Source organism: Streptomyces sp. NPDC004134, from assembly GCF_042874195.1.
Classification (GTDB): domain Bacteria; phylum Actinomycetota; class Actinomycetes; order Streptomycetales; family Streptomycetaceae; genus Streptomyces.
In genome coordinates this window covers 155,325-167,969 of record NZ_JBIAMS010000008.1, presented here as the reverse complement: position 1 = coordinate 167,969, position 12,645 = coordinate 155,325, and the positions used below count along the sequence as shown (strand labels likewise).

The following is a 12,645-nucleotide window of genomic DNA, read 5'->3' as shown; positions in this document are numbered from 1 at the left end:
ATGGCAGTCACCCTCGCGGACGTCGCGGCACGCGCCCGCGTCTCCGCCGCGACCGTCTCCCGGGTGCTCAGCGGCAACTACCCGGTCGCCGAGGCCACCCGCGCGCGCGTGCTCGCCGCCGTGGACGAGCTGGACTACGTCATCAACGGCCCCGCGAGCGCGCTCGCCGCCGCCACCTCCGACCTCGTCGGCGTCCTCGTCAACGACGTCGCCGACCCCTTCTTCGGCATCATGGCCAGCGCCGTGCAGTCCGAACTGGGCAGCGAGAAGCTGGCCGTCGTCTGCAACACCGGCGGCTCCCCGGAGCGCGAGCTGACCTACCTCACGCTCCTGCTGCGCCAGCGCGCCGCCGCGGTCGTGATCACCGGAAGCGCCGTCGAGACGCCCGAGTACGCCGCGGCCAGCGCGGCGAAGGTGGGGCGGCTCGCGGCGAACGGCACGCAGGTCGTCCTCCTCGGCCGGCCGGCGAGCGCCGCGCCCGAGGGCTCCGCGTTCGCCGTCGAGTTCGGCAACCGCGAGGGCGGGCGCCGGCTCACCGAGCACCTGATCTCCCTCGGCCACCGCCGCATCGGCTACGTCGCGGGCCCCGCCGACCGCACCACCACCCGGCACCGCCTCGAAGGCCACCGCGCCGCGCTCGCCGCTCACGACCTCGGCGGCGACGCCGGCGAACTCGGCCGGCTGACGGTGCACGGCCCGTACTCCCGGAAGTCCGGCTACGACGGCGCGCTCGAACTGCTGGACCGGGAGCCGGGGCTGACGGCCATCGTCGGCTCGAACGACGCGGTGGCGCTGGGAATCTGCGCGGCGCTGCGCCAGAAGGGTCTCGACATCCCCGGCGACATCTCCGTGGCGGGCTTCGACGACCTGCCGTTCAGCGCGGACGCGACGCCGGCGCTGACGACGGTGCGGCTGCCGCTGCAGGAGGCGGCGGCGCGGGCAGCGCGGCTGGCGCTGGGGCGGGAGGAGTCGCCGGCGGGCGGGCGCTACATGGTGCCGGCGGAGCTGGTGGCGCGGGCGTCGACGGCGGCGCCGCGGGCGTAGGAGCCCGGCGGTCGGGTCGATCATCCGACCGGACGACACGGCCTGTGGATAACTCTGCACAGCGCCGGCACATGAGGGTATCTTTGACTCAGTCAAAGATAAGTGCGCGCCAGGAGGTGGGTTCCGTGACCATCGAGGACATCCGCTCGTTCAACCGCTTCTATACGAATCTGATCGGCGCCCTCGATTACAGCCGCCAGCTCCACACGCCGTACACGCTCACCGAGGCCCGCGTGCTCTACGAGCTGAGCTATGCCCGGCAGGCCGACGCCGCGGACCTGCGCGGGGCGCTCACGCTGGACGCGGGGTATCTCAGCAGGCTGCTCGGCAAGTTCGAGAAGGACGGCCTGATCACGCGCGGGCCGTCGGCCGCCGACGCACGGCGGCAGCGGGTGGAGCTGACGCCGCGCGGGCGGGAAGCGGCGCATCTGCTGGAGGAGCGCTCGCGCGAGCAGGTGGGGACGCTGCTGGCGCAGGTCCCGCTCGAACGGCGCGCCCGGCTGGCGGCCGCGATGAGCACGGTGCGGGAGCTGCTGTCGGAATCGGCCGTGCCGAGCCAGGTCGAGGAGGCCGAGCTGCGCGAGCCGGGCCCCGGCGAGCTGGGCTGGATCGTCAAGCGCCACGGCGAGCTGTACGCGCAGGAGTACGGGTGGGACGCGGACTTCGAGGCGCTGGTGGCCCGGATCGTCGCGGACCATGCCGCGCAGCGGGACCCGTCGTGCGAGCGCACCTGGATAGCGGACCTGGGCGGCCGCCCGGTCGGCACGGTCATGTGCGTACGGGACGACGCCCCGCGGACGGCGCGGCTGCGGCTGCTGCTGGTGGACCCGGAGGTGCGGGGGCACCGGCTGGGGGCGCGGCTGGTCGACGAGTGCGTCCGCTTCGCCCGTGAGGCGGGATACCGCGAGCTGGTGCTGTGGACGAACTCGGTGCTGGAGTCCGCCCGCCGCGTCTACGAGCGGGCGGGGTTCGAGCTGGTGGCGGAGAAGCCGCACCACAGCTACGGGGCGGACCTGGTGGGCCAGGACTGGAGGCTGACGCTCTGACGGATTCGGCCGGATGGCCGCCGCGGGCGCGGCGGCGATGAAGGCCGGTCCGGTCGGGCGGGGCGGATCGGGGCGGGGCGCGCGCGGCCGTCCGGCTCCAGGGGTGAAGGCGAAGGGGGCGCCGGAGGAGGTCAGCGAGGGCGTGCCGCGGGGGGCCGGCGAGGGCGCGGCGAGGGTGCTTCCGCCGGGCGGGGGAACGCCCGGGGGTGGGGCGCGTAACGGCGGGGTGCGGGCGCGCGCGGCCCGGCGTGCGACCAGGGTGCCGACGGGGGCTCCCGGTGAGGTGGCCGCGGGGTTGCCAGGTGCGGTGGGGTCTGATCGACTCACGGCATGCGACTCGCCTTCTCCACCCTCGGCCTGCCTCAGCTCCCCGTCGCCGAGGTCGCCCGGCTCGCCCGCGACGGCGGCTACCAGGGCGTGGAGCTGCGGTGCCACCCCGAGGAGCCGGTGCACACCGGGCTCGGGATCGGGGAGCGGGCCGACGTGGTCGAGGAGTTCGCCGCGGCCGGGGTGGAGATCCTGACGCTGGCGAGCTACGCGGGCGTCGCCGCGGCCGGGGAAGACGAGCCGGTGGTCACCGAGATGCGCGAGTTGCTGGCGCTCGCCCGGGACTTGGGCGCCGCCCACGTCCGGGTCTTCCCGCGCGGCGGGGACCAGCCGGCCGTGGAGGCGGACCCCACCGCCGCGCGCCGGCTCGCCGCCGTGGCCCCGTACGCCGCGGACCTCGGCGTGCGCGTACTGCTGGAGACGCACGACTCGCACCGCACCGGCGCGGACGTCGCCCGCGTCCTGGACCGCGTCGGGCACAAAAGCACCGGCGCGCTGTGGGACGTCATGCTCACCTGGCTCGGCGGCGAGGAGCCGCAGGAGTCGTTCGCGGCCCTCTCGCCGTACCTCGGCTATGTGCAGGTCAAGGACGCGGCGTCGCGGGAGGAGCTGGCGCCGCTGGCGCTGGGCGAGGGGACCGTGCCGCTGGCGGAGTGCCTGGCGGTGCTCACGGAGGCGGGCTGGGACGGCTGGCTGTGCTGGGAGTACGAGAAGCGCTGGTTCCCCGAGGCCCGGGAGCTCGCGCCGCTGCTGGCCGGAGGCCGCGAGCATCTGCTCCGGCTGCTGGCCGACGTGGCCTGAATACGCGGCCCTCCCCGGCGCGCGCCGGGCACCGGCGGGCGGCCCGCAACCGCGGGTGACCACGCAACTCCCCACCTCGGCACGGATATCCAAGCCGGGCGGCTCCGACGGCCTTGTGTCACAGGACGGTTGTGAAACCAAGGGGCCGACTGGCCTGATCCTTGCGCCGCTGCCTACGCTGAGGCGCGACTTGCACATGCACACGGGGAAACGGGGGTTCGATCCGTCATGAAGCTCTGCGCACCGGCAAGTGCCGTGGCACTGGTCGCGGCGATCACGCTGCTGACGGCGTGCGGGTCGTCGGACGACAAGCCGGACCGGATCACGGGCGCGAAGGAAACGGGGACGGAGTCGGAGGAATCCTCGTCCGCCTCACCGTCCCCGGCCGCGGACGGCGGCGCCGACGCACCGGAGTTCGACTTCCCCGACGACGTCGAGGTCGAGGTGGAGAGCGAACCGACGGGCGACGCCGCCGAGGACGCGATCCTGCGCGACCACGGCTACGCCGTGCAGTCGATCCGCCTCGGCTACGCGAAGCAGGACCCGCGCCTGGACCTCCTGGAGCAGTACCTCGGCGGCGACGCCCTGCTGGGCTGGCGCGCGGGCATCGACGAGTTCGTCCAGGACGGCAAGACGGTCTCCGGCACGGTGCGCTACTACGACCGCGAAGTCACCTCGCAGAAGGGCGACGTGGCGTCCGTCGTGTACTGCGAGGACCAGACGCACTCGTACGCGAAGATCGCCGACTCCGGCAAGGTGCTGAAGACCGAGCCGAGCGCCGACGACTTCATCCGGCACGTCTCGACGATGCGCAAGACGGCGGACGGCCTCTGGCAGATGGTCCACGAGTCCGACGAACAGGGAGCAGCGCAGTGCGGAACCTCCTGAGCACCCGGCGTACGGCGGCCGTGTCCATAGCCGGCGCGGCCCTCGCCCTCGCGGCGGCCGGGCCCGCGGCGGCGGGCGACGGGACGGGCCAGGGCAGCAGCGACCAGATCGGCTCCCGGGTGGACTTCCACCACAGCAGCCCGGGCTCCGGCGAGACCTCGCCCATGACGCCGATCGGCGGCAGTTGGTCGCCGCCGGTGTGCTGGTACGAGCCGCGCTACACGCCGGACCAGATGGACGACTACGTCCACGAGAACTTCAACGCCGAGCACCACGCCACCGCGTCCATCTCCGAACTCGTCACCGACGACAGCACCTTCGACCTCCGCAAGGACAAGGAAGGGCTGTGGTGGCAGCTCGTCTACCAGGACGACGGGGTGACGGCCGAAGCCTGCCCGGCGACGAAGTCGTTCATGTTCGTCGGCCCCGAGGAGCCCGCGGAGCCGAACACCACGGTGATCGACCCGGAGACCCTGGCGGCCCTCGCGTACAACGAGACCGAACTGCCCGCCCCGCCGGTGGATCTGAAGCCCAACGCCGACCGCCAGGTGGTGAACCTGGAGACCCTCGCCGTGCTCGACCCGGCAGAGTTGCAGCGCGTCTGGGTCACCGCCTTCATCGACCCGCCGGGCATGGGCCGGATCGCCGCCACCACCGTCGCCACGCCGCAGCGGCTGCGGCTGGAGGCCGGCACGGAGTACGCGGATCCGAACGTCTGCGAGTACGACCTCGTGCGCAAGGGCGGCGGCTTCGCCGTGGACACCGAGGACGCCGGCTGCAACATCATGTACCGCAAGTCCTCCGGCGACGGGACGTACGAGCTGGAAGCCTCGCTCACCTGGAACGTCAACTGGAACCCGACCGAGAGCCCGGACGGGACGCCCGTGCACGAGGACTTCCCCGACGGCCGGTCCACCACCGAGATCCCGGTGACCGTCAAGGAGATCCAGACGGTGGTGCGCTAGCGCCGCCCGAGTGCGCCGGTACGGCGGGGCGGTGCGGTACGGCACCGTCCCGCGGGCCGGCTTTCCGGCCGCCCCGCAGGCCGCTCAGCGACGTCACCGCCACCCCGCCGACCAGCAGCAGCGCCGCCGCCCAGCGCAGCCCCGTGATCTCCTCGCCCAGGAACAGCGCCGCCGAGGACATCCCCGCGACCGGCACCAGCAGCGAGAACGGCGCCACCGTCGAGGCGTCGTACGTACGCAGCAGGTACCCCCACACCCCGAAGCCGAATATCGTGACGATCCACGCGATGTAGACGACCGCGCCGGCGCCCGCCCAGTCCAGGGACTTCAGCGCCTCCCAGTCCCGCTCCGGCCCCTCGAACACCAGCGAAAGCGCGAGCAGCGGCAGCACGGGCACGCAGGACACCCACACCATGAAGCGCAGCCCGTCCGGCGGCGCGGCCTTGCGCATGATCACGTTCGAGATGCCCCAGCAGAACGCCGCCGCCAGCACGATCGCGAACGCCCCCAGCGGCCCGGAGCCGCCCTCGTCCACCGCGGCCAGCGCCACCCCGCACAGCGCCACGCCCATGCCCACCAGCCGCACCCGCCCCGGCCGCTCCCCCAGCACCACCGCCGCGATGCACGCCGTGAACACCGCCTGGATCTGGAGCACCAGCGACGACAGCCCCGGCGGCATCCCCTGCTCCATGCCGACGAACAGCAGCCCGAACTTCGCCACCCCCAGCACCAGCCCGACCGCCAGGATCCACTTGAACGCGACCTGCGGCCGGCCGACGAGGAACACCGCGGGCAGCGCCGCCACCAGGAAGCGCAGCGCGGTGAACAGCAGCGGCGGGAAGTGGTCGAGGCCCACTTCGATGACGACGAAGTTCAGCCCCCAGAAGAAGGCGACGAGGACGGCGAGTGCGATGTGCAGCGGACGCATGCACCCAGGATCGGGCCCGACGACCGTGAAGCACCAGCACGTATTACTTCATGATTGGATGTAGTAACGCTGAAATCTGGGGAGTGGCCATGCTCGATCTGTCCCGGCTGCGGGCGCTGCACGCCGTCGCCGTCCACGGCTCCGTCGGCTCCGCCGCGGCCGCCCTCGGCTACACCCCGTCCGCCGTCTCCCAGCAGATCGCCAAGCTGGAGCGCGAGACCCGTACGCCCCTGCTGGAGCGCCGCGGGCGCGGGGTGACGCTCACCGACGCCGCCCAGCACCTCGCCGCCACGGCGGAGCAGTTGCTCGCCATCGTCGAGGAGGCCGAGACCTCGCTGGAGGAGCGCCGCGGCCGGCCCATGGGCCGGCTGACGGTGGCCTGCTTCGCGACCGCCGCGCGCGGGCTGCTGCCCGCGGCCCTCGCCGCGCTCTCCGCGGAGCACCCGGCGCTCGACACCCGCATGCTGGAGGCCGACCCGCACCTCTCCCCCGGCCTGGTCACCCGCGGGGTGGCCGACCTCGCCGTCGCCCACGACTGGGACAGCGCCCCGCTGCCCACCCCCGAGGGCATGGAGCTGGCGCCCATCGGCGACGACCTGTGCGATATCTGCGTGCCGGCCGGCCACCCCTTCGCCGAGCGCGAAGCGCTCGTCCGGGCGGATCTCGTGGGCGAGCGCTGGATCTGCCAGCCGCCGGGCTCGACGTGCCACGACTGGCTCGTACGCACCCTGCGCACCTCCGGCCACGAGCCGGATCTCGCCTACCAGGTCGCCGAGTACGCCTCGCAGCTCGCGCTGGTCGCGGCCGGTCTGGGCATCGCGCTGGTGCCGCGGCTGGGCCGCGGTCCGCTGCCTGAGGGTGTGGTCGCGGTGCCGCTGGAGCCGGTGCCGGTGCGGCGGGTGTACGCGCTGTGGCGTACGGGCGCCGCGCGCCGGCCGGCGATCCGGGAGGCGGTGCGGCTGCTGCAGCGGGAGTGGAAGGAACGGGTCGGCTGACGGTACGGGGACGCGTGGCCCGTACGCCTGCACGCTCCCACACGCCGGCCGCGCGGCCGCGCCCGCGGGCGGTGACACCCGCGGGCGCGGCTACGTGCGGCTCAGCGGCCCGGGGTCAGGGCCGGAGCGACTGCTCCCGCAGCTCCTTCTTCGTCACCTTGTCCAGCCCGCTGTCGTACGCGGCCAGCGGCTTCGCCTTGGTGGTGCCGGCCTCGGCCTCGACACCGGCCCAGTCGAGGATCCGCTCGGTGGCCCTGGCGCGCTGCGCCTCCGGGAGCTGGCTGACCCGGGCGCCGTGGTTGGCGCCGGGCGCGGTGTAGACGTACGAGTCGTGCGCGCCCTTCCCGAGGCGGAACGGCTCGGCGCCCCATGGGTCGTTCTCGCCGTAGACGAAGAGCATCCGGTCGGCGTTCTTGCGCACCCACTTGTCGACGTCGTTCATGACCGACGGCTTGAAGCGCATGTCGATGTCGCGCGGGACGAAGTTCCGCGGCGGCTGGTAGCCGTAGCGGCTCAGGTCCTTCAGGTGCGGCAACTGGATGGTGGGCGCGCCCAGCTCGGTGCCCGCCTGGTAGTAGTACGGCGTGTACGGCGCGAGCCCCTGGTCGGTGTAGAAGGACCAGCCGGCGATGGCGTCGACGTAGTCGTACAGCTCCTGGTCGGAGACGGTGGCGGCGTCCGGCACGTCGGCGCAGTCGGCGGCCGAGCTGTACTGCCAGAAGCCCCACACGAGGTCGAGGACGGTCGCCTCGAACGCCTTGTCCAGGCTGCCGATCGTGGTGAACGTCGCGCCCGACTCCGCGGCCCACGCCGCGTACTTCTCCGACAGCGCGTCCCGCCGCACCAGCGCCTCGCGCTGCACGGCGTTGAGCGCGTCGCGGCACTCCTTGGTCCCGACCTGTTCGAAGAACCGGTCATAGGCCGAATCCTCCTGGTTCACCACGTCGTTCGGCGCGACGTAGGCCACGACGCCGTCCATGTCGCGCGGGTAGAAGCGCTCGTAGTACGTGGCGGTCATGCCGCCCTTGCTGCCTCCGGTGGCCAGCCAGTTCTCGTCGTAGATGTCGTTCAGCGCCCCGAAGATGCGGTGCTGGTCGCTGGCGGCCTGCCAGATGTCGAGCTTCTTCCAGTCCGCGGGGTCGGGCCGGGACGGGGTGAAGAACCGGTACTCCATCGAGACCTGGTTGCCGTCGACAATCTGCGTGGGCTCGCTGCGCGACGGCGTCGTGGACACGTTGTAGCCGCCGGTGGAGAAGACGGTGGGCCGGTCGGTGTCCTTGTGCAGCACGGTGATCCGCTGCTGGAAGGTCTGACCGTGCGGCTTCCGGTGGTCCACGGGCTGCGTGTAGTTCAGAACGAAGTAGCGGTAGCCGTCGACCGGCTTCTCCTCGATCAGGCTCATGCCCTTGATCGAGAGGAGCCGGTCCTTGATGTCGGCCTCGTCCGCGGTGGCGGCACCGACCGGCGAACTGCCCAGCCCCACCGTGCCGGTGAGCACGGCCAGACTCAGCAGCCATCCGAGCTTCCTGCGCATCTTCCCTCCCCGGGTTCACAATGACCCTCGGAACCTAGCCGCGTTGGCCACGCCGGAGAAGAACGCCGAGCCCCCTGTGGATAACTTTCCACGCATTGCGCTGCCCCGATTACTCTGAGTAGCGGAATGAGGGATCGGGGACGGGGAAGGCAGGGGGCCGAGCGATGGTACAGAACCGCCCGGGGGGATGCCGAGAGCCGCGCCGGCGGTTTCGCCGGCTGCGACACCGGCTCCGCCGTCTCCACCGGCTCCGGCTACGCCGCCGCGGGTTCCACCGAGCCCGCGTAGGTCCGCCACAGTTCCGCGTACCGGCCGCCGCGGGCGAGCAGTTCCTCGTGCGTCCCGTCCTCGGCTACGCGCCCGTGGTCGAGGACCACGACGCGGTCGGCGCGCGCCGCCGTCGTCAGGCGGTGGGCGACGACGAGGGTGGTGCGGCGGCCGGCGAGGCGGTCCGTGGCGCTGTTGACCGCGGCCTCGGTGGCGAGGTCGAGCGCGGCGGTGGCCTCGTCGAGGAGCAGGATGTCGGGGTCGACCAGCTCGGCGCGGGCCAGGGCGATGAGCTGGCACTGGCCCGCGGAGAGGTTGCGGCCCCGCTCGGCGACGTCGTGGAGGTAGCCGCCGGGCAGCGAGGCGATCATGTCGTGCGCGCCGACGGCCCGCGCGGCGGCCTCGACCTCGGCGTCGGAGGCGTCGGGGCGGCCGTAGGCGATGGCGTCGCGCACGGTGCCGGAGAAGAGGTAGGACTCCTGGGGGACGACGCCGAGGCGGTGGCGGTAGCCGGTGAGGTCGAGCTCGCGTACGTCCGTGCCGTCGACGCGGACGGCGCCGCGGGTCGGGTCGTAGAACCGGGCGGCGAGCTTGACCAGGGTCGACTTGCCGGCGCCGGTCTCGCCGACGAACGCGACGGTCTGCCCGGCCGGGATCGTCAGGTCGAGCCCGGTCAGCGCCGCCTCGGCGGCACCCTCGGTCTGCCCGCCGTACGCGAAGTGCACGTCGTCGAAGGTGATCTCACCGCTGAGTTGCCCGACCGGCCGCGGCTTCGCGGGCAGCGGCGTGGACGGCTTCTCGTGCAGCAGTTCCTGGATGCGGCCGAGCGCGACGGCCGCCTGCTGGTAGCCGTCGAAGACCTGGGAGAGCTGCTGCACGGGGGCGAAGAACAGATCGATGTACAGCAGGTACGCGACGAGCGCGCCCGCGGTGAGAGTCCCCGCGGCCACCCGGTCGGAGCCTGCCCACAGCACGCCGACGGTGGCGAAGGAGGCGAGGAGCTGCACGAACGGGAAGTAGACGGAGATGAGCCACTGGCCGCGTACGCGAGCCTGGCGGTAGCCGTCGCTGCGCTCGGCGAACCGGGCGGCGCCGCCGTCCTCGCGCCGGAACGCCTGCACGATGCGCAGTCCGGCGACCGACTCCTGGAGGTCGCCGTTGACGACGCTGACCCGCTCGCGCGCCAGCTCGTACGCCTTGACGCTCTGCCGCCGGAAGAAGAACGTGCCGACGATCAGCGGCGGCAGCGTGGCGAAGACGATCAGGGCGAGCTGGAGATCGATGACCAGCAGCGCGACCAGGATGCCGAAGAACGTCAGCAGCGAGACGACGGCGGTGACCAGGCCGGTCTGCAGGAAGGTGGACAGGGCGTCCACGTCCGTGGTCATCCGGGTCATGATCTTGCCGGTCAGATGGCGCTCGTAGTAGTCGAGCCCGAGCCGCTGGAGCTGGGCGAAGATCTTGACCCGCAGGGCGTAGAGCACCCGCTCGCCGGTGCGGCCGGTGAGCCGGGTGGCGCCGACCTGGGCGGCCCACTGGCCGAGCACGACGGCGAGCGCGAGGCCGGCGGCCGTCCACACGGCGCCGAGGGACAGTTTCTGGACGCCGTCGTCGATGCCGTGCCGGATGAGGACGGGGAGCAGCAGCCCGGCGACCGCGTCGCCGGCGACGAAGAGCAGGGCGATGGCGAGCGGCCCGCCGAAGCCGCGCAGCAGCCGGCGCAGGCCGTACGAGACCTCCGGTGCTTCGGCCTGGTCCTCGTCCACGTCGGGGGTCTCGGTGGCGGGCGGCAGGGCGGCGACCTTGGCGAGCAGTTCGGGGCTGCCCGGCGAGCCGGCGAGCATGCCGGCGAAGCCGGAGGGGTCGCCGGCGGAGGCCGTGGAGTTGCCGCCCCCTTCGGCGCTCTTCTCACCGGTCTCCTTGCGCACCCACAGGTCGGGGGTGACCCCGTCGACGCAGGCGTGGGTGTCGGCGGTGACCTGTCCCGCGGGGTCGCGCTCGCGGTCCGCCAGCTCGTCCGGGTCGGTCAGCAGCCGCCGGTAGAGCGGGCAGCGGGCCTGCAGCTCCTCGTGGGTGCCGACGTCGGCCAGCCGGCCGCCGTCGAGGACGGCGATGCGGTCGGCGAGCGCCAGGGTGGACTGGCGGTGGGCGATGAGCAGGGTGGTGCGGCCGGCCATGACGCTGCGGAGCGCCTCGTGGATCTCGTGCTCGACGCGGGCGTCGACCGCGGAGGTGGCGTCGTCCAGGAGGAGCAGCCGGGGGTCGGTGAGGATGGCGCGGGCCAGCGCGATGCGCTGGCGCTGGCCGCCGGAGAGGGTCATGCCCTGCTCGCCGACGACGGTGTGGTAGCCCTCGGGAAGGCCGGTGCCCCGGTCGCCGTCCGCGGCGGCATCGGCGGCGGCATCGTCGTCAGGGGCAGCGGCGGCGCCGTTGCCCAGCGCAGTGATGAAGCCGTCGGCCTGCGCGGCGCGGGCGGCGGCGCGGATCTCCTCGTCGGTGGCGTCGGGCTTGCCGTAGGCGATGTTGTCCCGGATGGACTCGGAGAAGAGGAAGCTGTTCTCGGGCACGAGCCCGATGGCCGCCCGCAGCGAGGGCAGCGTGAGGTCGCGGACGTCGTGGCCGCCGATGCGCACGGCGCCGCCGCCCTGTGCGACGTCGTAGTAGCGGGGTATCAGCATCGACAGCGTCGACTTGCCACTGCCGGAGGCGCCGACGACGGCCATCGTCTCGCCGGGCTCGACGCGCAGCGTCAGCCGGTCGAGTACCGGGTGGTCGGGGTCGTAGCCGAAGGTGACGGCGTCGAACTCGACATCGGCGGGGGCGTCGGCCGGCAGCTCGTGGGCATCGGGCCCGTCGGACAGCTCCGGCTCGGTGTCGATCAGCTCGTAGACCCGCTCCACGCCCGCGCGGGCCTGCTGCCCGACGGTGAGCATCATCGCGAGCATCCGGACCGGGCCGACGAGCTGCGCGAGATAGGTCGAGAAGGCGACGAAGGTGCCGAGGGTGATCTGCCCGCGGGTGGCCATCCAGCCGCCGAGCGCGAGCATCCCGACCTGGCCGAGGGAGGGCACGGCCTGGAGGGCGGGGGTGTAGCGGGCGTTCATGCGGACGGTGCGCAGCCGGGCCGCGTAGAGCTTCCGGCTGATGGCGCGGAGCTTGCCGGTCTCCTGCCGCTCCTGGCCGAAGCCCTTGACGACGCGGACGCCGCCGACGGCGCCGTCCACCACGGAGGCGACGGTGCCGGCCTGCTGCTGGGCGTACCAGGTGGCGGGGAAGAGGCGGGTGCGGCTGCGGTTGGCTATCCACCACAGGGCGGGGGCGACGCCGAGGGCGACGAGGGTGAGCGTCGGGGACAGCACGATCATGACGACCAGGGAGACCGCGAAGAGCAGCACGTTGCCGATCATCATCGGGACCATGAAGAGCAGGCCCTGGACGAGCTGCAGGTCGGTGGTGCCGCGGCCGACGACCTGGCCGGTGGACAGCTCGTCCTGGCGGCGGCCGTCGAGCCGGACGATCGCGTCGTACATCTCGGTGCGCAGGTCGTGCTGCACGTCGAGGGCGAGCCGGCCGCCGTAGTAACGGCGGACATAGGTGAGGCCGTAGACGGCGAGTGCGGCGAGGACCATGAGGGCGGCCAGGGGCGCGAGCGGCCGGTCGCCGGAGACGATCACGTCGTCGATGATCAGCTTGGGGATGAGCGGGACGAGGGCCATGATGCCCATCCCGGCGAGGGAGGCGCCGAGGGAGAGCAGAACGTTGCGGCGATAGCGCAGACAGTGCCGGAGGAGCCGCCGGGCCCAGCCCTCGGGTGCGTTCCGCGAAGGCTTCCGCCCGGCTGTCTTCCCCT

General features: G+C 72.9%; 9 protein-coding genes. 6 read left to right on the top strand and 3 right to left on the bottom strand.

What is annotated here, in order from left to right:
• From ACFYVJ_RS13770 to ACFYVJ_RS13750, 5 genes are all read left to right on the top strand, one after another.
• Positions 1 to 1,044 carry a LacI family DNA-binding transcriptional regulator gene (locus ACFYVJ_RS13770; protein ID WP_388890266.1) on the top strand — a complete coding sequence of 348 codons (1,044 nt, stop codon included), beginning with the start codon at positions 1 to 3 and terminating at the stop codon, positions 1,042 to 1,044.
• 125 nt (positions 1,045 to 1,169) lie between these two features.
• Positions 1,170 to 2,090 (top strand): GNAT family N-acetyltransferase, encoded by a 921-nt coding sequence (locus ACFYVJ_RS13765; protein WP_388890263.1) that lies wholly within the window; start codon positions 1,170 to 1,172, stop codon positions 2,088 to 2,090.
• A 330-nt stretch (positions 2,091 to 2,420) separates the two neighbouring features.
• Positions 2,421 to 3,218, top strand: coding sequence for a sugar phosphate isomerase/epimerase family protein (locus ACFYVJ_RS13760; RefSeq protein WP_388890261.1), 798 nt, complete (start codon positions 2,421 to 2,423; stop codon positions 3,216 to 3,218).
• Positions 3,219 to 3,473: 255 nt separating this feature from the next.
• Entirely contained in the window at positions 3,474 to 4,106 is a 633-nt protein-coding gene (locus ACFYVJ_RS13755; protein WP_388890258.1) for a hypothetical protein, read from the top strand.
• Positions 4,091 to 5,071, top strand: a complete 981-nt coding sequence (locus ACFYVJ_RS13750) for a hypothetical protein (RefSeq protein ID WP_388890255.1) — start codon at positions 4,091 to 4,093, stop codon at positions 5,069 to 5,071. Before ACFYVJ_RS13755 ends, ACFYVJ_RS13750 begins: the two co-directional genes overlap by 16 nt.
• Here ACFYVJ_RS13750 and ACFYVJ_RS13745 read toward each other — a convergent pair.
• Positions 5,043 to 5,999: an EamA family transporter gene (locus tag ACFYVJ_RS13745; RefSeq protein WP_388890252.1), complete on the bottom strand. Its 957-nt coding sequence runs from the start codon at positions 5,997 to 5,999 to the stop codon at positions 5,043 to 5,045. The two genes, ACFYVJ_RS13750 and ACFYVJ_RS13745, sit on opposite strands and share 29 nt — an antisense overlap.
• An 89-nt stretch (positions 6,000 to 6,088) precedes the next feature.
• Here ACFYVJ_RS13745 and ACFYVJ_RS13740 point away from each other — a divergent pair, with 89 nt between their 5' ends.
• On the top strand, positions 6,089 to 6,994 hold the full coding sequence (locus ACFYVJ_RS13740; protein ID WP_388890250.1) for a LysR family transcriptional regulator: 906 nt from the start codon (positions 6,089 to 6,091) through the stop codon (positions 6,992 to 6,994).
• Between the two features lie 115 nt (positions 6,995 to 7,109).
• Here ACFYVJ_RS13740 and ACFYVJ_RS13735 read toward each other — a convergent pair whose 3' ends face one another.
• Together ACFYVJ_RS13735 and ACFYVJ_RS13730 are read right to left on the bottom strand one after the other, a co-directional pair.
• On the bottom strand, positions 7,110 to 8,528 hold the full coding sequence (locus tag ACFYVJ_RS13735; protein ID WP_388890247.1) for a S28 family serine protease: 1,419 nt from the start codon (positions 8,526 to 8,528) through the stop codon (positions 7,110 to 7,112).
• 254 nt (positions 8,529 to 8,782) lie between these two features.
• Positions 8,783 to 12,571, bottom strand: coding sequence for an ABC transporter ATP-binding protein (locus ACFYVJ_RS13730; protein WP_388890440.1), 3,789 nt, complete (start codon positions 12,569 to 12,571; stop codon positions 8,783 to 8,785).
• Positions 12,572 to 12,645: the final 74 nt, after the last annotated feature.